The 24607-nt window shown below is 72.0% G+C and carries 17 protein-coding genes and 1 pseudogene; 10 read left to right on the top strand and 8 right to left on the bottom strand.

What is annotated here, in order from left to right:
- Positions 1-42 precede the first annotated feature (42 nt).
- A pseudogene (locus ACFVYL_RS34985) lies at positions 43-165 on the top strand (SAM-dependent methyltransferase); the annotation flags it as partial.
- A gap of 55 nt (positions 166-220) precedes the next feature.
- Here the strand turns inward: ACFVYL_RS34985 and pepN (ACFVYL_RS34980) are convergent.
- Entirely contained in the window at positions 221-2788 is a 2568-nt protein-coding gene (gene pepN, locus ACFVYL_RS34980; protein WP_389723356.1) for an aminopeptidase N, read from the bottom strand.
- A gap of 282 nt (positions 2789-3070) precedes the next feature.
- Here pepN (ACFVYL_RS34980) and ACFVYL_RS34975 point away from each other — a divergent pair, with 282 nt between their 5' ends.
- Positions 3071-4348, top strand: coding sequence for a flavin-dependent oxidoreductase (locus ACFVYL_RS34975; protein WP_389723354.1), 1278 nt, complete (start codon positions 3071-3073; stop codon positions 4346-4348).
- Between the two features lie 118 nt (positions 4349-4466).
- Positions 4467-5066: a DUF1203 domain-containing protein gene (locus tag ACFVYL_RS34970; protein WP_389723351.1), complete on the top strand. Its 600-nt coding sequence runs from the start codon at positions 4467-4469 to the stop codon at positions 5064-5066.
- On the opposite strand, the gene ACFVYL_RS34965 is transcribed toward ACFVYL_RS34970, so the two are convergent.
- Positions 5063-5944 carry a LysR family transcriptional regulator gene (locus ACFVYL_RS34965; protein ID WP_389723348.1) on the bottom strand — a complete coding sequence of 294 codons (882 nt, stop codon included), beginning with the start codon at positions 5942-5944 and terminating at the stop codon, positions 5063-5065. The two genes, ACFVYL_RS34970 and ACFVYL_RS34965, sit on opposite strands and share 4 nt — an antisense overlap.
- A gap of 120 nt (positions 5945-6064) precedes the next feature.
- On the opposite strand from ACFVYL_RS34965, the gene ACFVYL_RS34960 reads away from it, so the two are divergent.
- Complete coding sequence (locus tag ACFVYL_RS34960) at positions 6065-7297, top strand: MFS transporter (RefSeq protein WP_389723345.1); 1233 nt, start codon at positions 6065-6067, stop codon at positions 7295-7297.
- Between the two features lie 28 nt (positions 7298-7325).
- On the opposite strand, the gene ACFVYL_RS34955 is transcribed toward ACFVYL_RS34960, so the two are convergent.
- Complete coding sequence (locus tag ACFVYL_RS34955; RefSeq protein ID WP_389723342.1) at positions 7326-8342, bottom strand: aspartate-semialdehyde dehydrogenase; 1017 nt, start codon at positions 8340-8342, stop codon at positions 7326-7328.
- Between the two features lie 190 nt (positions 8343-8532).
- Here ACFVYL_RS34955 and ACFVYL_RS34950 point away from each other — a divergent pair, with 190 nt between their 5' ends.
- Both ACFVYL_RS34950 and ACFVYL_RS34945 read left to right on the top strand, forming a co-directional pair.
- Positions 8533-9063 carry an RNA polymerase sigma factor gene (locus tag ACFVYL_RS34950; RefSeq protein ID WP_389723338.1) on the top strand — a complete coding sequence of 177 codons (531 nt, stop codon included), beginning with the start codon at positions 8533-8535 and terminating at the stop codon, positions 9061-9063.
- A gap of 1 nt (position 9064) precedes the next feature.
- Complete coding sequence (locus ACFVYL_RS34945) at positions 9065-9802, top strand: hypothetical protein (protein ID WP_389723335.1); 738 nt, start codon at positions 9065-9067, stop codon at positions 9800-9802.
- 70 nt (positions 9803-9872) lie between these two features.
- On the opposite strand, the gene ACFVYL_RS34940 is transcribed toward ACFVYL_RS34945, so the two are convergent.
- The gene (locus ACFVYL_RS34940) at positions 9873-13157 is read right to left on the bottom strand and encodes a S8 family serine peptidase (RefSeq protein WP_389723333.1); all 3285 of its coding nucleotides are present in this window, start codon (positions 13155-13157) and stop codon (positions 9873-9875) included.
- A gap of 303 nt (positions 13158-13460) precedes the next feature.
- Here ACFVYL_RS34940 and ACFVYL_RS34935 point away from each other — a divergent pair, with 303 nt between their 5' ends.
- From ACFVYL_RS34935 to ACFVYL_RS34925, 3 genes are all read left to right on the top strand, one after another.
- Complete coding sequence (locus tag ACFVYL_RS34935) at positions 13461-13934, top strand: NUDIX hydrolase (RefSeq protein ID WP_389723331.1); 474 nt, start codon at positions 13461-13463, stop codon at positions 13932-13934.
- 257 nt (positions 13935-14191) lie between these two features.
- Entirely contained in the window at positions 14192-16000 is a 1809-nt protein-coding gene (locus ACFVYL_RS34930; protein WP_389723328.1) for a TIGR03767 family metallophosphoesterase, read from the top strand.
- Positions 16001-16153: 153 nt separating this feature from the next.
- The gene (locus ACFVYL_RS34925) at positions 16154-17305 is read left to right on the top strand and encodes a serine hydrolase domain-containing protein (RefSeq protein ID WP_389723325.1); all 1152 of its coding nucleotides are present in this window, start codon (positions 16154-16156) and stop codon (positions 17303-17305) included.
- Between the two features lie 111 nt (positions 17306-17416).
- Here ACFVYL_RS34925 and ACFVYL_RS34920 read toward each other — a convergent pair whose 3' ends face one another.
- A complete protein-coding gene (locus tag ACFVYL_RS34920; protein ID WP_389723322.1) occupies positions 17417-18460 on the bottom strand; it encodes a hypothetical protein in 1044 nt (347 codons plus the stop codon).
- Positions 18461-18671: 211 nt separating this feature from the next.
- The gene (gene pepN / locus ACFVYL_RS34915; RefSeq protein ID WP_389723319.1) at positions 18672-21248 is read right to left on the bottom strand and encodes an aminopeptidase N; all 2577 of its coding nucleotides are present in this window, start codon (positions 21246-21248) and stop codon (positions 18672-18674) included.
- A 211-nt stretch (positions 21249-21459) separates the two neighbouring features.
- Here pepN (ACFVYL_RS34915) and ACFVYL_RS34910 point away from each other — a divergent pair, with 211 nt between their 5' ends.
- A complete protein-coding gene (locus ACFVYL_RS34910) occupies positions 21460-22101 on the top strand; it encodes a DsbA family protein (protein WP_389723316.1) in 642 nt (213 codons plus the stop codon).
- 142 nt (positions 22102-22243) lie between these two features.
- Here ACFVYL_RS34910 and ACFVYL_RS34905 read toward each other — a convergent pair whose 3' ends face one another.
- Positions 22244-22894: a superoxide dismutase gene (locus ACFVYL_RS34905; protein ID WP_389723314.1), complete on the bottom strand. Its 651-nt coding sequence runs from the start codon at positions 22892-22894 to the stop codon at positions 22244-22246.
- A gap of 199 nt (positions 22895-23093) precedes the next feature.
- A complete protein-coding gene (locus tag ACFVYL_RS34900; protein ID WP_389723311.1) occupies positions 23094-24515 on the bottom strand; it encodes an amino acid permease in 1422 nt (473 codons plus the stop codon).
- Positions 24516-24607: the final 92 nt, after the last annotated feature.

Below are 24607 nucleotides of genomic sequence, written 5' to 3'. Positions count from 1 at the left end.
ACGCAAGAAGACGGCGAGCTGGACAGCCTGGTCCGCAAAGCGCTCGCGCCCGGTGACCTCGCCGCACTCGACCGGCTGCTCGACACGGAGGGCCCGCACAGCGTCCTGCGCCGCACCGACCTGGCGGTCCGCACCGAGCGCAGGGTCTGGGCGGCCCGCCGCTGAGCTCCGCTGTTCCGGGCGGGGGGAGCGATACCACCCCCCCCGCCCGGTCAGCGGACTACACGTCCGCGGCCTGCGCCTTCAGCGCCCGCTCCACGCCCGCGCGGGACTCCGTGATCAGGCGGCGCAGCGCCGCCGACGGCTCCGCCGAGGCGAGCCAGGCGTCCGTGGCGTCCAGGGTGGCCCGGGAGACCTGCAGCGCCGGGTACAGGCCCGTGGCGATCTGCTGGGCCATCTCGTGGGAGCGGGAGTCCCACGCGCCCTTGACCGACGCGAAGAACTTCTCCGTGTAGGGGGCGAGGAGTTCACGCTGGTCGGTCTGGACGAAGCCGCCGATCACCGCCTCCTGGATGGCGTTCGGCAGGGTGTCGGACTCGACGACCGAGGCCCAGGCCGCGGCCTTCGCCTCCGCGGTCGGCAGCGCCGCCCGCGCGGACGCCGCGTGCCGCTCGCCCGCCGCCGTCCTGTCCCGCTCCAGCTCCGCCGCGATGCCCGCCTCGTCGAGGCGGCCGGTCGCCGCGAGCCGCGCCACGAACGCCCAGCGCAGCTCCGTGTCGACCGCGAGTCCTTCCACCGACTCCGAGCCGTCGAGCAGCCGCTCCAGGAGCGACAGGTCCTCGTCCGTACGGGCCGTCGCCGCGAACGCCCGCGCCCACGCCAGCTGGTGGTCGCTGCCCGGCTCGGCGGCCCGCAGGTGCTCGAGCGTCGCCCCGGTCCAGCGGGTCAGCGCCGCCTCGCGGCCCTCGGGGGCCGCGTACAGGTCGAGGGAGAGCTTCACCTGGCGGTGCAGCGACTGCACGACGCCGATGTCCGACTCCTTGCCGATGCCGGACAGGACGAGGTTCAGGTACTCCCGCGTCGGCAGCTCCGCGTCGCGCGTCATGTCCCACGCCGACGCCCAGCACAGCGCGCGCGGCAGCGACGCCTCGAAGTCGCCGATGTGGTCCGTGACGAAGGCGAGCGACTCGGTGTCCAGGCGGACCTTCGCGTACGAGAGGTCGTCGTCGTTGAGGAGGATCATGGCCGGGCGGCGCTTGCCCACCAGGGCGTCCACGGCGGTGAGTTCACCGTCGACGTCCAGTTCCACGCGGTCCGTGCGCAGCAGCTTGCCGGACGCCTCGTCCAGGTCGTACAGGCCGATCGCGACGCGGTGCGGGCGCAGCGTCGGCTCGCCCTTGGCTCCCTCGGGCAGCGCGGGGGCCTCCTGCTTGACGGCGAAGGACGTGATGACTCCCGCTGTGTCGACGTCCACGACCGGGCGCAGGACGTTGATGCCCGCCGTCTCCAGCCACTTCTTCGACCAGGTCTTCAGGTCGCGGCCGCTGGTCTCCTCAAGGGCGCCGAGCAGGTCGGACAGGCGCGTGTTGCCGAACGCGTGGCGCTTGAAGTACGCCTGCACGCCCTGGAAGAACTCGTCCTCCCCGACGTACGCGACGAGCTGCTTGAGCACCGAGGCGCCCTTGGCGTACGTGATGCCGTCGAAGTTGACCAGGACGTCGTCCAGGTCGCTGATGTCGGCCATGATCGGGTGCGTGGAGGGCAGCTGGTCCTGGCGGTACGCCCACGTCTTCATGGAGTTGGCGAACGTCGTCCAGGAGTGCGGCCACTTCGACCCCGGCGCGTACGCCTGGCACGCGGCCTCGGCGTAGGTGGCGAACGACTCGTTCAGCCACAGGTCGTTCCACCACTCCATGGTGACCAGGTCGCCGAACCACATGTGGGCCAGCTCGTGCAGGATCGTGGCGGCGCGCACCTCGTACGCGGCGTCCGTCACCTTCGAGCGGAACACGTACTGGTCGCGGATGGTCACCGCGCCCGCGTTCTCCATCGCGCCCGCGTTGAACTCCGGCACGAAGAGCTGGTCGTACTTGGGGAAGGGGTACGCGTAGTCGAACTTCTCCTGGAACCAGTCGAAGCCCTGCCGCGTCACCTCGAAGATCGCGTCCGAGTCGAGGAACTCGGCGAGCGAGGGGCGGCAGTAGATGCCGAGCGGCACGGACTGGCCGTTCGGGCCCTCGTAGGAGGAGTGCACCGAGTGGTACGGGCCGACGATCAGCGCCGTGACGTACGTCGACATGCGCTGCGTCGGCTCGAAGGACCAGATGTCGTCCTTCGGCTCGGGCGTCGGTGAGTTGGAGACGACCGTCCAGCCGCTGGGCGCCTTCACGGTGAACCGGAACGTGGCCTTCAGGTCCGGCTGCTCGAACGAGGCGAACACGCGGCGCGCGTCCGGTACCTCGAACTGCGTGTACAGGTACGCCTGTTGGTCGACCGGGTCGACGAAGCGGTGCAGGCCCTCACCGGTGTTGGTGTACTCGCAGTCGGCGACGACCCGCAGCTCGTTGGGCCCTGCCTGCAGGTGCTTGAGCGCGATGCGCGAGTCACGGAACACGGCGGCCGCGTCCAGCGCGTGACCGTTCAGGACGACCTCGTGGACCGCGGGGGCCACCAGGTCGATGAAGGTCTCGGCGCCCGCCTCCGCGGAGTCGAAGCGCACCGTGGTCACGGACCGGTAGGTGCCGCCCTCCTGTGCTCCGGAGAGGTCGAGATCGACCTCGTACGAGTCAACGGTGAGCAGCTTCGCCCGCTGCTGCGCCTCTTCGCGGGTCAGATTGGTGCCGGGCACGCGGTCATCTCCTCGGGTACGACGTGTGGTCCTTCTGGGCACGACGCGTCGGGTGGTCGGTGGGTGCGACTTATGGTGTTTCCGGCCATCCTTCCATGCGGCTCCGGATGGCCGCCGGGACCATTGTTCTCCCGCTGCCGTGCGGTTACGCTCCGCGCGTTCGCACCGCCGCGCGCACGGGCCGCCGACCACGGCCTCGCAGGCGGTCAGGGACCACAGGGGGATGCCGGAGATGCTGGGGACCGAGGGGCCGGCCGGCGCCGGCCCGCACGCGCGGCGGCCATGACCGACGTACTGGTGGCGGGCGCGGGCATCGGCGGACTCACCGCGGCGCTCAGCCTGCACGCGGCGGGCATCGACGTCCGCGTGGTGGACGCCACCGACCACCTGCGGCCGGTCGGCGTGGGAATCAACCTCCTGCCCCACGCCGTACGGGAGCTGACCGAGCTCGGCCTCGGCGACGAACTGGCGGCGACCGCCGTCGCCCCCGACGCGATGGTCCACTTCGACCGGCACGGCAACCGCATCTGGGCCGAGCCGCGCGGTCTCGCCCTCGGCTACCACTGGCCGCAGTACTCCCTCCACCGCGGCGCCCTCCAGCTGATCCTCCTCGACGCGGTCCGTGACCGGCTCGGCGACCACGCGGTGCGCACCGGCACCGCCTTCGTGCGGCTCGCCGAGCGCGAGGGCGGCGCGCTGCGGGTGATCCTGCGGGACATGGCGCGCGCCAGGGAGTACGCCGTACGGGTACGGGCCCTCATCGGCGCCGACGGGCTGCACTCCACGGTGCGGGCCGTGCTGCACCCCGGCGAGGGGCCGCCGCTGTGGAACGGCATCCGGATGTGGCGCGGCACCACCGACTGGCAACCCGTGCTCGGTGGCCGGACCGTCGCGGTCGCGGGCAGCAACGCCGCCGCGAAACTCGTCGTCTACCCGATCTCCCGACGGGCCCAGGAACGGGGCAGGGAGCTTCTCAACTGGGTGGCGGAGGTGCGGCTGCCGCCCGCGCACCACCACGGCATCGCGGGGCCCGCCGACTGGAACCGCTCCGGGCGGCTCTCCGACGTCCTGCCGCACTACGCGGGGTGGCGCATCGGCGACCTCGACGTCCCCGCGCTGCTCGCCGCCACGCGGCACATCCTGGAGTACCCGATGGTCGACCGGGACCCGCTCGCCCAGTGGGGCCGCGGCCCGGTCACCCTGCTCGGCGACGCGGCGCACCCGATGTACCCGGTGGGGTCGAACGGCGGCTCCCAGGCGATCCTCGACGCCCGGGTCCTGGCCCGCTGCCTCGCGCACACGGCCCCGGACCGGGAGGCGGGGCTGCGGGTGTACGAGGAGGTGCGGCGCGAGGCCGCCAACGCGGTCGTCCTCGCCAACCGCGCCATGCCGGCGGACCGCGTCCTCCACGCGGTCGCGCTGCGCGCGCCGGACGGCTTCGACCGGATCGAGGACGTCCTGACGCCGGACGAACTGGCGGAGCTGCGCGCGGCGTACCGCAGGACGACGGGCGCGGACGTGGCGGAGCTGAACGGGCGCGGGTCGTGGGGGGTGGGGTGACACAGGCTCAGGTGACACAGACTCTGAGGCTTACCAAGGCGGTGCCTGCGGCTCGCGAGGCGACCTCCGCGTCCGAAAACCGCCAGCCTCGCCCTCGCCCGCACGCGAGGCTCGACCCATGACCACCACCGCGCACACGACCCCCCGCACCCCACCGCCCAACACCCATACCCCGCCCACCACCTACACTCCGCTCCCCATCGCACCCGCCGTGCTCGCGCGACTCCGCGACACCGACGACGCCGGGCGGCCCTGCGTCCCGTACGTCGACCACGAGGGCGGCGACCCGCTCCGCTGCTGCCTGCGGCCCATCGCCCCCGGCGAGCGCGTCGCCCTCGTGTCGTACGCCCCGCTGCGCCGCTGGGCCGCCGAGACCGGCGCGGTCCCCGGCGCCTACGACGAGCAGGGCCCCGTCTTCATCCACGCCGACCCCTGCGAGGGGCCGTCGGGGGAGCGTGCGGGCTACCCCTTCTCCCGGGCCGGCGCCCTGCGGACGATCCGCCGCTACGACGCCCGGGGCCACATCGTCGGCGGCCGCCTCCTGGAGATCCCGGAGAGCGAGGAGCAGGGCTTCGACGCCGCGTTCGCCGAGGCCTTCGCCGACCCGGAGGTCGCCCTCGTGCACGTGCGCGCCGTGGAGTACGGCTGCTTCCACTTCGAGGTGCGCAGAGCAGGAGAGAGCAGGGCAGGAGAGAGCAGGGCGGGAGAGAACCGCTAGGGCCCGGCCACCACCGGCCCCACCACCCGCGCGAACTCCCGTACCAGCTCCGTCTCCCCGTCCCGGTGCCACACCATCCCGAGCACCGAGTCCGGGAGGCCGTCGACCGGCACGAAGACCACGTCCTTTCGGCCGTGGTACTCCGCCGTCGGGCGGCACAGCAGCATCGCCCCGCGGTCCGCCGCCACCAGGGTCAGGCCCTCCTGGAGCGTGCGGACCGCGGGGGCGGGCACGTCCGAGGGGGCATGGGCCGTGCGCCAGTACGCGGGCGCGGGAGCGGCCGCCGCGATCAGCGGGGTCCGTGTCAGCTCCGCCGCCGTGAGCGAGTCCCGCTCCGCGAAGGCGTGCCGCACCGACACGGCGACGGTCTGCCGCTCGCCGGAGAAGACGGGGCCGAGCACCAGGTCCGGCTCGGCGACCGGGAGCAGCACGATCGCCGCGTCCACCCCGCCGGTCCGCACCGCCCCGAACGGATCGGAGAGCGGCACCTCCACGAGCTCCGTGGCACAGACCGGGTGCCGCTCCTGGAAGGCCTCGACGGCCCGCATCAGCCGCGCGTCCGCCGTCCCCTGGAAACCGACCCGCAGGGTGCCCGCGACGCCCCGCGCAGCCGACCGCGCCCGCTCGACCACCGAGGCCAACTCGCCGTAGGACGGCCGCAGTTCGGCGAGAAAGCGTTCCCCGAGTGTGGTCAGGGCCACCCGGCGGCTCGTACGCTCCACCAGGCGCGCGCCGATGCGTCGTTCCAGGGCCGCGAGCAGCTGGCTGACGCGGCTCTGCGACACGTAGAGGCGCGCCCCCGCCCGCCCGAAGTGCAGCTCTTCGGCGAGCACCAGAAAGCACTCCAGCTCCCGGATCTCCAGCCCGTTCCCGCCCATGCCGCGCGGCCCCCTCTCCCTGATCGCCCCGACGACCGCCCCGGTCGATGAATCCGGCTCATACAAGGATGAGATCTTCCGCGTTGTTCCCCGGCGGGCACCCCCCACAGGGTGGATGCCATGTCACAGAGCACTCACATCCCGGTCCGGCACGGCGCGTTGCCGCGGCGGCGCGACCGTCTCGCCGTCCTCACGGTCGCCGCCGCCACCTTCTCCGTCGTCACCACGGAGATGCTCCCCGTCGGACTCCTCACCTCCGTCGGCTCCGGCCTGCACGTCTCGGACGGCACCGCGGGTCTGGCCGTCACCCTGCCCGGCATCGTCGCCGGGTTCGCGGCCCCGCTGCTGCCCGTCGCCGCGCGCCGCGCCGACCGGCGCACGGTCCTGTCCGTGCTGATGGTCCTGCTGGCCGCCGCCGACGTCGTCTCCGCGCTCGCGCCCTCCTTCGGCGTCCTGCTCGCCGCCCGCGTCCTGGTGGGCGTCTGCATCGGCGGGGTCTGGGCCGTCGCGGCCGGCCTCGGTGTGCGCCTCGCCGGCGAGGAGGGCGCGGGGCGGGCCACCGCGGTGATCTTCAGCGGGATCGCGGTGGCGTCCGTGCTCGGGGTGCCCGCCGGTACGCTCCTGGGCGAACTGGCGGGCTGGCGCTGGGGGTTCGCGGCCCTCGCCGTGCTCGCCCTCGCCGTCGCGGCGCTGCTCGCCACGGTCCTGCCCCGGCTGCCCGCGCACGAGGGGGCCGGACTTCGCGCGGTCCCGGGGCTGCTGCGCATCGGCCGGCTGCGGGCCGGGCTCCTCGCCATCACCCTCCTGGTCACCGGCCACTTCGCCGCGTACACCTACATACGCCCCGTCCTGGAGCGAGTGCCCGGGATCGACGCGGGCCTGATCAGCCTGTTGCTCCTCGCCTACGGGACGGCCGGTGTCGTCGGCAACTTCGCGGGCGGCGCCGCCGCGGCCCGCGACCCGCGCAGGGCGCTGCTCATGATCTGCGCCGGACTCACCGCCGTGCTGCTGCTCATGGTGCCCGCGGCCGGTTCGACGGCCGCGTCGGTGGCGCTGCTCGTGGCGTGGGGCCTGGCGTACGGCGGGGTCTCTGTCTCCGCGCAGAACTGGGTGATGGCCGCGGCCCCGCACGCCCGGGAGGCGGCGTCGGCGCTCTTCGCGGGGGTGTTCAACGTGGCGATCGCGCTCGGCGCCCTCTTCGGCGGCCGGGTGGCGGACGGCCGGGGGGCGGGGGCCGTGCTGTGGCTGGGCGGCGGGCTCGCCGGGCTCGCGCTGGTGGCGGTGGCGTGCGCGGGGGCCGCCCGGCGCGGCCGGCCCTGGCACGCGAAGGGGGCGGCCACCGGCGAACGGTGACCGCCCCTCATCAACGTACGGCAGGAGCTCAGCCCTTGAGCTCCGCGGCGACCAGCTCCGCGATCTGCACGGCGTTCAGCGCCGCGCCCTTGCGGAGGTTGTCGTCGGAGATGAAGAAGGCCAGGCCGTTCTCGACCGTCTCGTCGCCCCGGATGCGGCCCACGAAGGCCTCGTCCTTGCCCGCGGCCTCCAGCGGCGTGGGCACCTCGGTGACGACGACGCCCTCGGCCGAGGAGAGGATCTCGGTGGCCCGCTCGGGGCTCAGCGGCCGCGCGAAGCGGGCGTTGACCTGGAGGGAGTGGCCGGTGAAGACCGGCACGCGCACGCAGGTGCCGGAGACCTTCAGCTCGGGGATCTCCAGGATCTTGCGGGACTCGTGGCGGAGCTTCTGCTCCTCGTCGGTCTCGTTCAGGCCGTCGTCGACGACGGAGCCCGCCATCGGCAGGACGTTGTACGCGATCGGCGCGACGTACTTGTCGGGCTCGGGGAACTCGGCCGCCGAGCCGTCGTGGGTGAGCTTCGGTGCGTCCTCGCCGACCTTCTTGACCTGCTCGAACAGCTCGTCAACGCCGGCGAGGCCGGAGCCGGAGACCGCCTGGTAGGTGGCGACGACCAGCGCCTGCAGGCCCGCCTCCGCGTGCAGCGGACGCAGGACCGGCATCGCGGCCATCGTCGTGCAGTTCGGGTTGGCGATGATGCCCTTGGGGCGGTCCTTGATCGCGTGCGGGTTCACCTCGGAGACGACGAGGGGGACCTCGGGGTCACGGCGCCAGGCCGAGGAGTTGTCGATCACGACGGCGCCCTGCGAGGCGACCTTCTCGGCGAGGGCCTTGGAGGTGGCGCCGCCGGCCGAGAACAGCACGATGTCCAGGCCCGTGTAGTCGGCCGTGGAGGCGTCCTCGACGGTCACGCCGTCGATGACCTTCCCGGCGCTGCGGGCCGAGGCGAACAGGCGCAGCTCGTCGGCCGGGAACTTCCGCTCGGCGAGGATCTTGCGCATGACCTTGCCGACCTGACCGGTGGCTCCGACGATTCCGACCTTCACAGGGACTTCCTCCGTATGTGTGTGCGGCCTGGTGACCCCGGCCTGGGCTTGGCTCCATGATGCGTCTGTCCAGGGCGGCTCTGTCCAATCCATTGTCCGAGGTGCGGGACGCCACATTCGCCGGACGGGCCGCCGTGAACGTTTTGGGCGCTCCGGGCGTCGTAGGGGGAACGCGGGCAGGGGAGGCACATTGCTGCGCAGAAAGGCGCACCGCGCGCCGCGGCCGCAGGGGGCGGATCCGCTCGGTCCGGCGCTGGAGGACCGGGTACGGGCCGTGCTCGCGCTCGGCGGGGTGCCGCACGCCGATCTGCCGGACGGGGTGCAGCAGGTCAGGCTGAAGCTCCTGGAGCGGGCCGCGGACGGGCGCGAGGCGCCGCGTGACGTGTCCGCGTGGGCGGCGGTCGTGGCCTCCAACCTGGCGATGGACTGGCACCGCTCCCGGCGCAGGCAGGAGCGGCTCGGCGAGCGGCTGGCGGTCCTGTGGCGGGAGGCCACCGACGAGGACGGCGCGGAGGCGCGGGCCACCTCGCTGGCGGTGGCCCAGGGCCTCGGCGAGCTGCCGGACGCCCAGCGGCAAGTGGTGGTCCTGCGCTTCTACGCGGATCTCCCGGTCCGGGACATCGCGGATGAGCTGGGCATTCCGGAGGGCACGGTCAAGAGCCGGCTGCACACGGCGGTCCGGCTCCTGCGGGCGCGGCTGCACGAAGGGGAGGTGGTGTGACGTGCGGGACGAGGACTTCGACGCGCTGATGACGGCGATCACGGACGAGCCCGTGCCGGACGGGGCGCTGCGCGACCCCGACGTCGCCGCGGCGCACGCGGCGGCCGTGGCGGACGTCGCGCTGCTGCGGGAGCGGCTCGGCACGGTGGGCGACACGCTGGCCGCGCGGGATGCGCCTCCCGCGGCGCGGGCCGTCCCGCTCCGGCCCCCGCGCGCGGCGGACCGGCGCCGCGTGCGGGTCGCCCTCGGCGCGCTCGCCGCGACGGTGGCGGCGGCCGTGGTCGGCGGGCTCGCCTGGCTCGTGGTGGACACCGGGCCCGGGGCGGCCGACTCGGACGCGAGGGGCGCGGCGTCCGCGGAGCAGCGGGAAGACGGGGGCGGCGGGCACGCGGACCTGAGCGCGGAGGGCTTCGTCGCCTGCTCGCGGCTCATCGTGGAGGGCACGGTCACCGCGGTCGATCCGGTGCCGGGCGGGCTGCGGGACCGCGTCACGCTCGACGTGACGCGCTACTGGAAACCGGCGTCCGGGCGCCCCTCGGTCGCGTTCCCGATGGACCGTGACGCGGAGCGGCGCCCGAGGACCGGCGACCGCGTCCTGATCACCGTCGACGAGGGCGCGGGGGAGCCCGCCAACTGGGCCGTGGGCAGGGAACGCGACCGCCTGCGCGCGATGATCCGCAAGGCCCTGCCGGCCGCCGAGAAGATCCGGTGCGACGGCGGCCCGGGGCCCGCGGGCTGACCTGTGCCCGGGGGAAAGGGCAAAACGCCGGGCGGGCTCAGGAGAGCCCGCCCGGCGATGGAGGCCACCGTTACGGCGTGACCTTCTCGACCTTCACGCTGCCGCTGCCGGCGACCGTGCCGCCCGCGTTCAGCAGGGACACCTCGCCGAACAGCTCACGGCCCGCGGCGGCCGGGGCCTTCGCCTCGACCTTCGCGTCGATCTTCGCCGACTCGCCGTTGCCGAGCGCGACCCGCTTCGACTCGTCGACGGTGACGCTGCCGAGCGCGCCGGAGAAGAAGACGTCCCGGTAGTCGTACGCGGTCGTGCCGGACGGCACCGAGTAGCCCGCCACCTCGATCGTGTACGTACCGGCGGCCGGCTTGGTCAGGCTGACCGACTCCTCCGAGTCGCCCTCCGCCGACGAACCGACGACGACGCCGTCCTTCTTGACGGCCAGGTCCAGGTCGGCGGCGACGTCCGCGGGGGAGCCGATGGCCACGTCGAGACGCTCCGCGCCGGCGGGCACGACGACCTCGGTGGTCTGCGTCTCACCCTGCTTGATGCTGGGCCGCGCCGACTTGGCGGAGCCGAGCGAGCCGCCCTTCAGCTTGCCGTCGACGGCCGCGAAGTCGTTCGTCACCTTCCAGGAGACGGGCGCCGGCGTGCCGACCTTCGCCTCGGGCAGCGTCTGCACGGCCGGGTCGAAGGCGACGCCGAGCGCGGCGACGTTCAGCTTGTACGGGTTGTCGAGCATCGGCGACGTACGGCGCGACTCGACCTCGATCTCCCAGACACCGGCCTGCGGGTCCGCGTACGCACGCAGGTCCGGGCGGCAGGTGTTGGCCGGGTTCTCGTAGTTCGGGTAGCAGACGATCGACGAGGTGGAGTCGACCGGGACGCCGTAGGGGTGCACCGCTATGAAGCGGGTCTGGCTCTTGTCCTTCAGGCCGCCGAGGGAGACCTCCAGGGACTTGGCGCCCTTGGGGACCGTCACGAAGTACGACGTGGAGCTGTTGCGCTGCGCCGTGCCCGAGGCGGTGAAGGTGTACGACGGCTTGGCGAGCGGCTTCGAGACGACGACCGTCGACATGATCTGCTGGTCGACGCCCTCGGTGCGCTTGTCGTCGACGGTGAGGATCGCGCTGTGCAGTCCGGCCGAGGTGGCCTTCGCCTGGACCTTGACGGTGACCGGCTTGTTCAGGCCCAGCGTCACGTCGCCCTTGCCGAGCAGCTTGAACGTGCCCTCGTGGTTGTTGACCAGCTTCAGGCTGTGGCGGACGGCGCGGTCCGGGCCCGAGGTGCGGGTGATCGTGACGTCGTACGTCCGCTTCTGGCCGGTCCGCAGGCCGCCCTCGCGGTCGTAGATGCCGGTGCCGGGCTTCTTGAGCTCCTGATCGAGGGCGGTGTCGACCGGGGCCTTCACCGCGTACGTGTGCGCCTTCGCGCCGTCCTCGATGGCGTCCCAGGCGTCGACGACGTCGATGAGGCCGGTGCCCTGCGCGTACGCCTGCTCACCGCTGATGCGGCTCGCGGTCGAGGTCAGCGCGGTGCGCAGCTTCGCCGGGGTCAGCGAGATGTGCTCCCGCTTCGCGGCGGAGAGCAGCAGCGCCGAGGCGCCCGCGGCCTGCGGGGACGCCATCGAGGTGCCCTGCAGCATGGAGTAGCCGGCCGGGAGGCTGTAGCCCGCCTCGGCGACCGGGGCGCCGGGCAGCCAGGTCTGGGTGGTGTTGATGGCCGAGCCGGGCGCCGAGATGATCGGCGCGAAGCCGCCGTCCTCACGCGGGCCGCGCGAGGAGAACGGCATCATCGCGTACTTCTTCTGCACGGCCGAGCCGTAGTTGGCGGCCCAGGTCTCCTTGGAGATGGCCGCGCCGACCGAGATGACCTTGTCGGCCAGGCCGGGGTCGCCGATGGTGTTGGCGCCGGGTCCCGAGTTGCCCGCGGAGATCACCAGCTGCACGCCGTAGGTGTCGATGAGGCGGTTGTAGAGCTCGGCGCGCGCGTTGTTGCCGTCGTTGAGGGCCGGGAGGCCGCCGATCGACATGTTGACGATGTCGACGCCGCGCTTCGTCACGAGGTCGATCATGCCCTCGGTGAGCGCGACGTTGGTGCAGCCGCCGGTCCAGGTGCAGGCGCGCGAGGAGACCAGCTTGGCGCCGGGGGCGGCGCCGCTCATCTTGCCGCCGAACAGGCCGTTGGCCGCGGTGATGCCCGCGACGTGCGTGCCGTGCTCGGACTCGATGACGCCGATGTTGACGAAGTCGGCGTGTCTGCCGACCCAGTCGCCGCCGTACGGGTCGGTCGGCACGTCCTTGCGGATCTCGACGACGAACGGGACGCGCTCGACGACGTCGGTCGCCGGGTCGTCCTTGCCGAAGTAGGCGACCTGGTGGCCGTCCTTGTACGGCTTCATCGGCTTGTCGTCGGTGAAGTCCTTGTTGTCGTTCAGGTCGACACGGACGGTTCCGGCGGCCGGGTCGTAGAGCACGCCCCAGCTGTCGGTGGTGTCGCCGTCGCGGTTGATGTCGCCCTTGGCGTCGCCGCCGGTGGTGGCCGACTCGCGGAAGCGGTTGACCTGGAAGGAGCCCGCCGGGGCCTGCCACGTCTCGCCGTCCCAGGTGAAGACGGGGCCGCTGACCGGGTTGGTCATCCGGCGCCAGGTGGCGTCGGCGTCCACGATCGGGTCGGTCGCGGTCACCCAGTCGGTGATCTTGCGCTCGCCGGTGGTGGTCTTCTTCAGCGCGGGGTGACCCAGGTCGATGCCGGAGTCGAGGATGCCGATGGTGATGCCGCGGCCGTCGGCCTTGCGGTGCTTCTTCACGAAGTCGACGGCGCCCGTCTCGGCGGACGGGTTGTAAGGGTTCTTCGCCGGAGTGCTCTTGTCCGGGCCCGGGTATGTCCCCTCGGCGGCGGTCCTCGCGCCCTTGGCGCGGTCCGCGGCGGGGGTCGGGTCGTCCAGCTCGATCTCGTGGCGCAGGTCGATGGCGTGCACCGACGACAGCTTCGTGGCCGACTTGATCGCGGCGTCCGCCTCGGCGGTCGGCACGGTCGCGCGGACGTAGCCGAGCTTGTCGTAGGTGCGGCCCACCGAGCCGCCCTTGACGCCGTCGAGCTGGTCGGCGACCTGCTCGGTGGCGCCGGGCGCGGTGGCGACCATCATCGTGACGGTCTTCTCGCCGTCCGCCTTGGCGTCGGCGAGCAGTCCGGCGTCGGCAGGACCGAGCTTGCCGCCCGCGGACTTGGGGGCGGGCACGGGCGTCTCGTCCGCCGCGAAGGCGAGAGGGGCGGCCCCGGTCGCGCAGAGCGCGGCGGTCAGACCGACGGCTATCGCGAGACGGGGCGCGCGTCTGGCGCTGGAACTGGATCTGGGCATCGGCATCCCTGTGCGTGAAGGTCGGGAAGGAGGGTCGGTCCCCGCCCGGACCCCGAAGGGTCCGGAATTCGGGACCGGATGACCGCTCACCCTTACGTAAGTGACAGCTGTTTGGGGAGAGTTGTCCGAGCTGTGATCGAGGCGTGACGCAATTCCGCCATACGTCATCGCGGACAAGAGTGAGCACAAGGGACATTGGGTGGCTGCCGGCGCGCCCCGAAGGGGCACGGGGAACTGCGCGACAAGCCACGGCAAACCCGCAGACACAGAGCGTTCCCCCAAAGAACCGCCTAGCGTCACCCCGTGCACAAAGAACTCCGGGTGGCGGCCTACGCCGTATGCGTACGCGACGGCCACGTCCTGCTCGCCCGCTGGGTCGCGGGCGACGGCAGCAAACGCTGGACGCTGCCCGGCGGCGGCATGGACCACGGCGAGGATCCCTACGACACCGTGATCCGGGAGGCCGACGAGGAGACCGGGTACGTCGTCGAGCCGGTCGCGCTCCTCGGCGTCGACTCCCTGCGCCGCCGCTACCCGCGCCGGCTCGGCGCCGTCGCCGACTTCCACGGCCTGCGGATCGTCTACGAGGGACGCATCACCGGCGGCACCCTGCGCAACGAGACCGAGGGCTCCACGGACCTCGCGGCCTGGCACCCCCTGGACGCCGTACCCGACCTCGACCGCGTCGGGCTCGTCGACATCGGCCTGAGCCTCTGGCGCACCCGCCCCGCCGACGGCCACGGCCACCCCGCGGGCCCGGCAGGACCGGCGCGCTGACCCCGCCAACTGCCTTCCCTTCCCCGGCAGGTGAACACGGAGTGACCGGTGCCTCTCCGCCCGGAGAGGGGTGCGTGACCGCGCAGGGTGCCGGGTGATCCACGTACGGTGATCTGCGCCGCCCGTTGCGGCCTCGTTCACGCGCAGGTCATCCCCGCTGCCAACGATCCAGTACGAGCGGGCAGTTCGCAGGCCGCAGTCAGGCCCGGGCCGCCCGCGACCACTGCCGACGCGTTCGCACCCGGGGAGACCGCGCCATGCCGCGCATACGCTCTGTCGCCACCGCAACCGCCACGGCCACAACCGACGCGGCGTCTCGCGCCGCCTCCGCCGTGGCCGGACTCGACCGCCGCGCGTTCCTCGCCGCCGCCGGAGCGGTCACCGTCTCCGCCGGGGCCGGCTACGCCCTCGGCCCCGGCGCGGGCTCCGGCAACGCCGCGCCCGCGGGCCGGGCCACCGTCCCGCACTCCCGCCCGGCGCCCGCCGCGCCCCTCATGCCGTACAAGAACGGCACCACCCTGCTCACCGTCGCCGCACCGCGGGGCGGCCACGGCTACCGGCGGCTCGGCGACGGGCCCGCCTGGCGCCGCGTCGTCCGGGGTGACCTCGCGGCGGCCAGGGCGGGCCGCGAGAACCGGCGCACCGCGCTCGCCGCCTTCGTGCAATTCACCGACCTGCACCTCGTCGACGTACAGCACCCCCTGCGCTACGAGTACCTGCGCGCCCAGACGGCCAGCGCCTGGCGGCCCCACGAGTCCCTGTCCGTGGCCGGCGCCGTCGCCCTCGTCGAGCGGGTCAATGCCCTGCGCGGCGCGCCCGCCACCGGCGCTCCCCTGCACTGCGTCGTGACGACCGGCGACAACACCGACAACAACTCCCGGTCCGAACTGGACTGGTTCCTCAAGGTGATGAGCGGCGGCCGCATCACCCCCAACACCGGCGACCCGCGCCACTACGAAGGCGTGCAGAGCAGCGGCCTCAAGCTGTACTGGCACCCGGACGACGCCCTGCGCGACGCCGACAAGGGGCTCGGTTTCCCGCGCCTGCACGGTTTCCTCGACGCCGCGATCAGCGAGGTGAACAGCCCCGGCCTCGGCCTGCCCTGGTACTCCACGGTCGGCAACCACGACGCCCTGCCCGGCGGCTGCTGGGCGCCCCGGGACCCGTACTTCACCGAATTCGCCACCGGCGGAAGGAAGCTGATGTCCCTGGACGAGGCGCGGGGAGCCGCCCTGTGGAAGGCGGTGAAGAAGGGCCGCGACCCCAAGGGCGCGCACTTCAAGGAACTCCTCAAGAGCGAGGCGCGCCGCATGCGGCCGGTCACGCCGGACGCGTCCCGCGCGCCGTTCACGCCCGTCGAGTACCTCCAGGCACACCTCGACCCCGCGCACGCGGGCCCCGGCCCCGTCGGCCACGGCTACACCCAGGAGAACCTCGCCGCCGCCACGCAGTACTACTCCTTCCGCATCAGCGACGACGTGCTCGGCATCAGCCTGGACACCACCGACCCCGGTGGCCACTACGAAGGCTCGCTCGGCACCGCCCAACTGCGCTGGCTGGAGCGGGAGCTGACGGCCAACGAGCAGCGCGACGGCGGCCCCTCGTACGTCGTCGTCCTCAGCCACCACACCAGCAGGACGATGCGCAACCTCCGCGACGACCCGGCACGGCCCGGCGAGGCCCGGCACGGCGGCGACGAGATCGTCCCGCTGCTCGGCCGGTTCCCCTCCGTCCTCGCCTGGGTCAACGGCCACAGCCACAAGAACGCCATCACCGCGCACCGCACCGCGCACGGCTCCTTCTGGGAGGTCTCCACCGCCTCGCACATCGACTTCCCGCAGCTCGCGCGGGTGGTGGAGATCAGCGACAACCACGACGGGACGGTCTCCGTCTTCACCACCCTCATCGAATCCGCGGCCCCGCACCGCACGGACTTCGCCGACCTCTCCCAGACCGGCCTGGCCGCGCTCTACCGCGAGCTGTCCTTCAACGCCCCCGGCGCGAGGCCCACGTTGGGCGGCGAGCCGGGCGACAGGAACACGGAACTGATCCTCAAGAAGGGCTGATCCGCCGGAGCGGGGGGAGGGGCGATCGGCTGAAACACGCCCAACCCGCCCACCCGCGTCAACCTCCGCCCCGGGCCGCCCGGTCCCCCCTGTCGACCGCGACCGACGAGGCTCGACACCCATCGACGAGGCTCGACAACGAGGGGGAACCACATGTCAGTGCGCAGAAGCCGCCTGCTGGGCGCGGCGGCGATGATGACCACGGCGATGGCGCTGACGGCGGGGGCGCTCACCGTCCCGGCCTCCGCCGACGCGCGGGGGGACCGGCACGAGGCGACCAGGCGGGCACTCGACGGCATCGTCGCCGAGGGCGTGCCCGGCGTGACTGCCCAGGTGCGGGACGAGAACGGGCCCTGGAACGCCGCTTCGGGCCTCGGGGACCTGAAGCGGAAGACCCCGCGCGGCGAGCACGACCGGTTCCGCGTCGGCAGTATCACCAAGACGTTCGTGGCGACCGTGCTGCTGCAATTGCAGGCCGAGGGCCGGATCGATCTGGACGACACGGTGGGGAAGTGGCTGCCGGGTGTCGTCGAGGGCCACGGTCACGACGGCGACAGGATCACGGTCCGCCAGATCCTCAACCACACCAGCGGGATCGCCGAGTACTCCGAGGACGAGGAGTTCGTACGGAAGGTGTTCGGCAAGGACTTCTTCAAGCACCGCTACGACACCTGGGCCCCCCGGCAGCTGGTGGATCTCGCCATGCGCCACAAGCCGGCCTTCGAGCCCGGCACGAACTGGAGCTACTCCAACACCAACTACATCGTCGCCGGGATGATCATCAAGAAGGTGACGGGGAACGCGTACGGCGACGAGATCAGGCGCCGCGTCATCGCCCCCCTCCACCTGAACGCCACCACGGTCCCCGGCACCCGCCCCACCGTGCCGCGGCCCAGCTCCCGCGCCTACGGAAAGCTCCCCGCCGACCCCGAGGCCAAGGTCTACGACGTCACCGAGCTCAACCCGTCCATGGCCGGATCGGCGGGCGAGATCATCTCCGACTCGGGGGACCTGAACCGCTTCTACGCGGCGCTGCTCGGCGGCAGGCTGCTGCCGAAGGCGCAGCTCGCCGAGATGAAGACGACGGTTCCCGTCGGCGACAAGGGCGCCGGATACGGGCTCGGCATCTCCGTCCTGAAGCTGCCCTGCAAGGGGGTGATCTGGGGCCACGACGGGGGCATCCACGGCTCGTCGTCCCTGGCGGTGACGACCCCGGACGGCCGCCATTCGCTGGCGCTCAACATCAACGGCGACTGGGCGGGCGACGCCGATCCGGTGGTGACGGCGGAGTTCTGCGGCACGTGAGCCGAGGACATGCGAAGGGGCGGAACCCGTGGCCCACGGCGTTCCGCCCCTTCACTCCCCTCCTGCGGTCCTGCGGTCCTGCGGTCCTGCATATGGCGGTCCGTACCCGCGTTATCTCGGCAGCACCACCACATACGCCGCCGGGTCGCGGTCGACCGACGCCATCAGCGCGGTCCGCACCACGGTCGCCTGCTGTTCGGCGGAGTCCCTGAGCTTCTTGGGGGTGATGTGCACGACGGTGATGCCGAGCCGCTCCAGATGCTCGCGCTTGCGGACGTACTCCGACCACATCGCGTCCTCGTCCTGGCGCGGCGCCCGCGTGTCCAGCTCCACGGCGACGGCGTGGTCGGGCCAGTAGGCGTCGACGCCGCCCAGGTGCGGGCCGCCGGGCAGCCGCAGGTCGACGTTCCAGAGCGGGTCGGGCAGCCCGTGCTCGGTGACCATCCGGTACAGCCGGTCCTCGGCGATGGCCCGGCCCTCGGCGAGCAGGGAGTCGACGGCGTCCACGACGTGCGGGCGCGTGAGCAGCCGCGCGTTGTTCAACTCCCGTACCACCGCCGCCGGTTCGCAGTGCCCGCCGCGCACCGCCTCGGTGAGCAGGCGGCGCACGGCGCCCGCGTCGGTGAGCTGCGCCACGGCGTCGGCGAGGGCCCGCGGCACCGGCGCCACCGGAACTCCCGTGACCTGCTGGGAAGTCGGCATCACCTGGCCGCGCACGAGCCGGACGAAGCCGACGGACCGCAGGCGCCGGGTGCGGGGCACCAGGACGTCGACGCGGTCCAGGGAGAGCAGCGGGGGAGCGGACGAGAAGCGGTGCAGGGCGAGCGCGGCGAGGCCCGTGATCATCGCGTCCGCGTACGGGGCGTGGGCCTCGCCCGCGCGGGGCTGGGCGGGCACGGCCCTTGCGGCGCGGACCGGCGGGCGCCCCGCGTACAGCAGGGCGCCGTGCAGCCGCTCCTCGCTGGTCGGCGGGCCCGGGTGCAACAGGCAGACGCCCGGGAGCAGTTGCTGCCAGGGCCCGCCAGGACGGCAGTGCGTTCCGGCGTCCGCCGCGGTGACGCCGTGCTCGCCCAGCTGGGCCGTGCTCATGACGCGGAGCTGGACGTCGGCGAGGTGCTGGAGGGGGAGGGGTGAGAGCGGGGTGTCGTGGTTCATGACCCGGTCGTTCCCGCGGCCGACCGCCCCGCTAACCGGTGTTACACGCCCGTCGACAAACCCGGACAAGCTCGCCCTAAAGCACGGACGTTCGACTGCCGATGAGCTCCCGCGTGCGACACCGCCCTGACCTGCGCCGCCGGGGCGGGTGCCCGGTCCCCTCCCGCCGGGGCGGGGGAGGGTGACCGGCACCCTCCCCTCACCCCGTCGCTCAGACCGCGGCCCCCGCGTCGCAGGCCTGGGCCCGCAGTGAGCGGGCCAGGTCGTCCCGCGCCTCGAGGACCAGGCGGCGCAGGGCGGGCGCGCCGGACTCGTGGGCGGCGAGCCACTCGTCCGCCGCCGCCAGCGTCGCCTCGTCGCCCTGCAGGTGCGGGAAGAGTCCCTTCACCACGTCCATGCCGATCTGGATGGACCGCTCGGCCCACACCCGCTCGATGGCGGCGAAGTACTTGGCCACGTACGGCGCCGTCAGCTCCCGCTGCGAGGGCCGTGCGAACCCCGAGATCGTCGCCTCGACCAGCGCGTTGGACAGCGCGTCGGACTCCACCACGGCGGCCCACGCCTGGGCCTTGACCGCCGCCGAGGGCCGCGCGGCCAGGCACCGCACCTGGTGCCGCTTGCCGGAAGCCGTGTCGTCGCGGGCCAGTTCGGCCGCGAGGACGTCCTCGCCCGCGACGCCGTGCGAGGCCAGCGGGGAGAGGAACGCCCAGCGCAGCTCCTGGTCGACGTCCAGGCCGTCGATCTTGGCGGTGCCCTCCAGCAGCCCCTGAAGGAGCTGCAGGTCGGCCGCCGAGGAGGCCACGGTGGCGAAGAACCGCGCCCACGTCAGCTGGTGCTGGCTGCCCGGCTCGGCGAACCGCAGCTCGCGCAGCGCGCCCTCGGCGAGGTCCCGGCCGCCCTCTTCGCGCCAGGCGGGCGCGGCGTAGTGCGTGAGGGCGGAGTTGGCCCAGGCGTGCAGCATCTGCAGCACGCCGATGTCGCTCTCGCGCCCGGCGAAACGCAGCACCAGACCGATGAAGTCACGGGCGGGCATCAGGCCGTCCCGCGTGAGGTTCCACAGCGAGGACCAGCACAGGGCGCGGGCCAACGGGTCGGTGATGTCGCCGAGATGGCCGCGCAGCGTCGCGAGCGAGTTCTCGTCGAAGCGGCTCTTGCAGTACGTGAGGTCGTCGTCGTTGACCAGGACCAGCTCGGGCGCCGCCTCGCCGGCCAGCTCGGCGACGACCGTGCGCGGGCCTTCGACGTCGGCCTCCGCGCGGGCGTACCGCTCCAGCTCGCCGCCGGCCGCCCTGCGGTACAGGCCGACGGCCACGCGGTGCGGCCGCAGCTCGGGGTGGGACTCGGCGGCCTCCTGGAGGACGGAGAGCTCGGTGATGCGGCCCTCCGCGTTCAGAATGACCTGCGGGGTCAGGGAGTTGACGCCCGCCGTCTGCAGCCAGGCGCGCGACCAGGCCGCCATGTCGCGCCCGGAGGTCTCCTCCAGGACCGAGAGCAGGTCGCCGAGGACCGTGTTGCCGTACGCGTGCCGCTTGAAGTAGCGCCGGGCGCCCTCCAGGAACGCGTCACGTCCGGCATACGCGACGAGCTGCTTGAGGACCGAGGCGCCCTTGGCGTACGTGATCCCGTCGAAGTTGAGCTTGGCGTCCTCCAGGTCGCGGATGTCCGCCGTGACCGGGTGGGTGGAGGGCAGCTGGTCGGCGCGGTAGGCCCATGCCTTGCGGTTGTTGGCGAAGGTGATCCAGCCGTTGGTGAAGCGGGTGGCCTCGACCATCGAGAAGGAGCCCATGAAGTCGGCGAAGGACTCCTTGAGCCACAGGTCGTCCCACCACCGCATGGTGACGAGGTCGCCGAACCACATGTGGGCCATCTCGTGCAGGATCACGTTGGCCCGGCGCTCGTACGACGCCTGGGTCACCTTGCCGCGGAAGATGAACTCCTCGCGGAAGGTCACCAGGCCCGGGTTCTCCATCGCGCCCAGGTTGTACTCCGGGACGAACGCCTGGTCGTACTTCCCGAAGGGGTACGGGTAGTCGAAGTTGTCGTGGAAGAAGTCCAGGCCCTGCTTGGTGACGAGGAAGACGTCGTCGGCGTCGAAGTGCGGGGCGAGGCCCTTGCGGCACATAGCGCCGAGGGGGATCTCCAGGCGCGTGCCGTCGTCGAGGACGCGCTCGTAGGAATCCGTCACGTAGTGATAGGGGCCGGCGACGACCGCCGTGATGTACGTCGAGATCGGCTTCGTCTCGGCGAACGTCCATACGCCGTCGGACAGTTCGCCCACGCCGTTGGACCAGGCGGTCCACCCCTCGGGCGCCTGCACCTGGAAGCGGTAGGGCGCCTTGAGGTCGGGCTGCTCGAAGTTGGCGAAGACGCGGCGGGAGTCCGCCGGTTCGTACTGCGTGTAGAGATAGACCTCGCCGTCCTCGGGGTCGACGAAGCGGTGCATGCCCTCACCGGTGCGGCTGTAGGCGCACTGGGCGTCCACCACCAGTTCGTTCTCCTCGGCCAGATCCTCCAGGGTGATCCGGGTGCCGTCGAAGACCTCGGAGGGGTCCAGGTCCTTGCCGTTGAGGGAGAGGGCCGTGACGCTCGGGGCGATCAGGTCCGCGAAGGTCGCGGCGCCCGGCTCGGCGCTGCGGAAGCGGATCGTGGTGACCGATCGGAAGGTGCGCGGTTCCTGACCGCTCTCGCCGACCGCCGAACGCAGGTCGAGGAAGACCTCGTATCCGTCGACGGAGAGCAGCGCGGCCCTCTCGCGGGCCTCGTCGCGGGACAGATTCTCACCGGGCACGGGCGGCACTCCCTTGTGACTCGCTTGGCTGCGTGACTCGCATGGCTGTGTGACTTGCGGGGTGTGGCTCTGCATGCCGCACATGACGCGCGTCACTCGTACGAATGTCTACGATCCTCGCATGTGCCGCCTGCGGCCGACATCCGGGAATGCCCCGATGCGCCCTGGACGTTTTCCCGGCCAGATGCGAACGCATTCCCTAGGGAGAGACATGTCCGAGAACGGCAGCAAGACCCCCGTCGACTTCTGGTTCGACCCGCTGTGCCCCTGGGCCTGGATGACGTCGCGCTGGATGCTCGAGGTCGAGAAGGTCCGTGACGTGGAGGTCCGCTGGCACGTGATGAGCCTCGCCGTCCTGAACGAGAACAGGCTCGACGAGCTCCCCGACGAGTACCGCGAGATGCTGGAGACGAAGGCCTGGGGCCCCGTCCGCGTCGTCGTCGCCGCCCAGCAGGAGCACGGCGAGGAGATCACCGGAGCCCTCTACACCGCGCTCGGCACCCGCTTCCACAACCGGGGCGAGGGCGCCACCCGCGAGGCCGTCGTCGGCGCTCTGGAGGACGTCGGGCTGCCCGCAGGGCTCGTCGACCACATGGACTCGGACGCGTACGACGCGGAGCTGCGCGCCTCCCACAAGGAGGGCATCGACAAGGTCGGCCAGGACGTCGGCACGCCGGTGATCGCCGTTCCCGGCCCGAACGGCGAGCAGATCGCCTTCTTCGGTCCCGTCGTGACCCCGGCGCCCAAGGGCGAGGCCGCGGCGCGGCTCTGGGACGGCACGCTGCTCGTGGCGTCGACGCCGGGCTTCTACGAGATCAAGCGGACCCGTACCGAGGGCCCCAACTTCGAGTGAGTCCGCAACAGAAAGGCCCCCGTGAGTCACGTCCTCACGGGGGCCTTTCCTCTGTCCGCCCGCCTCGGGAAGGTTGAGAAGACGATCACGAGGCAGGACGTCCGACGGCCGTCGCCGGGGGAAGCTCGGCGACGGCCGTGACTCAGGGGGCCAGCAGCAGGCTGTTGACCCGCTCCTTGGCGGCGGCGTAGCGCTTGGCCACGTCCTGCCAGTTGACGACCTGCCACATGGCCTCGATGAAGTCGACCTTCTGGTTCTTGTACTGCAGGTAGAAGGCGTGCTCCCAGGCGTCGAAGACCAGGATCGGCGTCGAGCCCTGGCCGACGTTGCCCTGGTGGTCGTAGACCTGCTCGACGATGAGGCGGTTGCTGAGCGGCTCGTAGGCGAGCACGCCCCAGCCCGAACCCTGCGTCGTCGCCGAGGCCTTGGTCAGCTGGGCCTTGAACTTGGCGAAGGAGCCGAAGGACTCGGCGATCGCGTCCGCGAGGTCACCGACACCGTCGGCGGCCAGCGGCTCGCCGCCGCCGCCGTCCTTCGGGCTGTTCATGTTGTGCCAGTAAATGCTGTGCAGGATGTGGCCGGAGAGGTGGAAGGCCAGGTTCTTCTCCAGGCCGTTGATGGCGCCCCACGTCTCCTTGTCGCGAGCCTCCTCCAGCTGCTCAAGGGTGTCGTTCGCGCCCTTCACGTACGCCGCGTGGTGCTTGTCGTGGTGCAGCTCGATGATCTGCGGGTTGATGACAGGTTCGAGCGCCGCGTAGTCGTACGGAAGTTCAGGAAGCGTGTAAATGGCCATGAGTCCGAGCCCTCCGACTGCTGCTCTGCTGTGGTGCGCTGTTGTGTTGCTCAACTTATTGCAAGTCTTGCGCAACTGCAGGCTAGCAGCAGGAGTGGTGCGAAGTTGATCAGCCCTTTGTCCTAGGTCCGCAGGGGAATATCAGCGCAAACGACGAAGCCCCGGACCGCGAGGTCCGGGGCTTCGTAGGGGTTCACGGCTAGACGGCCGCCGCCCGCTTCTCCGCCGTCTTCTGCCGCACGAAGCCGATCACGGCGAGCACCAGCGTCAGCGCGCCGGTGGCGAGGAGCTGCTTGCGCGTGTCCGGCTGGTCGGTCATCAGGTAGAAGACGTACGCCATCGCGGCCAGCGCCACCCACGTCAGGAACGGGAACGCCCACATCTTGATGACCAGCGCGTCGGGCGTCTCGCGCTCCGTCCTGCGGCGCAGGATCAGCTGCGAGACGGCGATGAAGACCCAGACCATCAGGATCATCGCGCCGATCATGTTGAGCAGCCAGGGGAAGACGTCGTCCGGACGCCAGTAGCTGAGCAGCACGCAGACGAAGCCGAAGACCGAGGAGGCGAGCACCGCGAGGCGCGGCACGCCGCCCGAGACCTTGCCGAGCGCCCGGGGGCCCTGGCCGCGCTCGATCAGGGAGTACGACATGCGCGAGGCGCCGTAGATATTGGCGTTCATCGCGGAGAGCAGGGCGACCAGGACGATGACGTTCATGATCTCGCCGGCGGCGGGGATGCCCAGGTGGTCGAGCGTGGCCACGTACGGGCCCTTGGCGACGACCTCCTTGTTGTCCCAGGGCAGCAGCGTGACGACGACGAGCATGGAGCCGACGTAGAAGACGGCGATGCGCCACATCGCCGTGCGCACGGCCTTGGCGACGCTCCTGACCGGGTTCTCGGACTCGGCGGCCGCGATCGTGACGGTCTCCAGACCGCCGTACGCGAAGACGGAGGCGAGGAGGCCGATGATCAGGCCGTCCGTGCCGTTCGGCATGAAGCCGCCCTCGCCGGTGAGGTTCTCCAGGCCGGGGGCGGAGGTGTCGGAACCGGGCAGGATGCCGAGGATCGCGAGGACGCCGATGCCGAGGAAGAGCGTGATGGCGCCGACCTTGAGGGCGGCGAACCAGAACTCGAACTCGCCGAAGTTCTTCACGGCCGTCAGGTTGGCGGCGCAGAACACCAGCATGAAGAGGGCGACCCACGCCCACTCCGGGCTGTCCGGGAACCAGCCGACCATGATCTTCGCGGCGCCGATGCCCTCCAGACCGACGGCGACGCAGAGCAGGAACCAGAAGCCCCAGCCCGCGGTGAAGCCCGCCCAGGGGCCGATGGCCCGCTCGGCGTGGACGGAGAACGAGCCCGACGCGGGGTTCGCGGCCGACATCTCGCCGAGCATGCGCATCACGAGCATGACCAGCGCGCCGGAGACCGCATAGGCGAGGACGATCGAGGGTCCTGCCGCGGCGATGCCCGCCCCGGAGCCCACGAAGAGTCCGGCGCCGATCACGCCACCGAGGGCGATCATGGAAAGATGCCGCTGCTTGAGGCCGTGGACGAGCGGGGAGTCGGCCTTGGGTGCTGCGTCAGGTGCTGTGTCCTGAGGGGTGGACGTCCGAGACATGGGCGTGCCCTGTTCAGTAGCCGAGACGGGGGAGAGAGCGGCCCACAGTCTGAGCTCCGGCACCGCTGACAGGGAACAGCTGACCGCTATAC

Source organism: Streptomyces sp. NPDC058308 (assembly GCF_042880275.1).
Classification (GTDB): domain Bacteria; phylum Actinomycetota; class Actinomycetes; order Streptomycetales; family Streptomycetaceae; genus Streptomyces.
Note: the sequence above shows the minus strand (reverse complement) of the source record. Positions and strands in the feature narration are given on the sequence as shown.

Excerpts from the sequence above, each read along its gene's own strand:
- ACFVYL_RS34975 (WP_389723354.1), top strand. The coding sequence starts at position 3,071 with ATGACCGACGTACTGGTGGCGGGCGCGGGCATCGGCGGACTCACCGCG.
- ACFVYL_RS34970 (WP_389723351.1), top strand. The coding sequence starts at position 4,467 with ATGACCACCACCGCGCACACGACCCCCCGCACCCCACCGCCCAACACC.
- ACFVYL_RS34965 (WP_389723348.1), bottom strand. The coding sequence starts at position 5,944 with ATGGGCGGGAACGGGCTGGAGATCCGGGAGCTGGAGTGCTTTCTGGTG.
- ACFVYL_RS34960 (WP_389723345.1), top strand. The coding sequence starts at position 6,065 with ATGTCACAGAGCACTCACATCCCGGTCCGGCACGGCGCGTTGCCGCGG.
- ACFVYL_RS34940 (WP_389723333.1), bottom strand. The coding sequence starts at position 13,157 with ATGCCCAGATCCAGTTCCAGCGCCAGACGCGCGCCCCGTCTCGCGATA.
- ACFVYL_RS34930 (WP_389723328.1), top strand. The coding sequence starts at position 14,192 with ATGCCGCGCATACGCTCTGTCGCCACCGCAACCGCCACGGCCACAACC.
- ACFVYL_RS34925 (WP_389723325.1), top strand. The coding sequence starts at position 16,154 with ATGTCAGTGCGCAGAAGCCGCCTGCTGGGCGCGGCGGCGATGATGACC.
- ACFVYL_RS34920 (WP_389723322.1), bottom strand. The coding sequence starts at position 18,460 with ATGAACCACGACACCCCGCTCTCACCCCTCCCCCTCCAGCACCTCGCC.
- ACFVYL_RS34910 (WP_389723316.1), top strand. The coding sequence starts at position 21,460 with ATGTCCGAGAACGGCAGCAAGACCCCCGTCGACTTCTGGTTCGACCCG.
- ACFVYL_RS34905 (WP_389723314.1), bottom strand. The coding sequence starts at position 22,894 with ATGGCCATTTACACGCTTCCTGAACTTCCGTACGACTACGCGGCGCTC.
- ACFVYL_RS34900 (WP_389723311.1), bottom strand. The coding sequence starts at position 24,515 with ATGTCTCGGACGTCCACCCCTCAGGACACAGCACCTGACGCAGCACCC.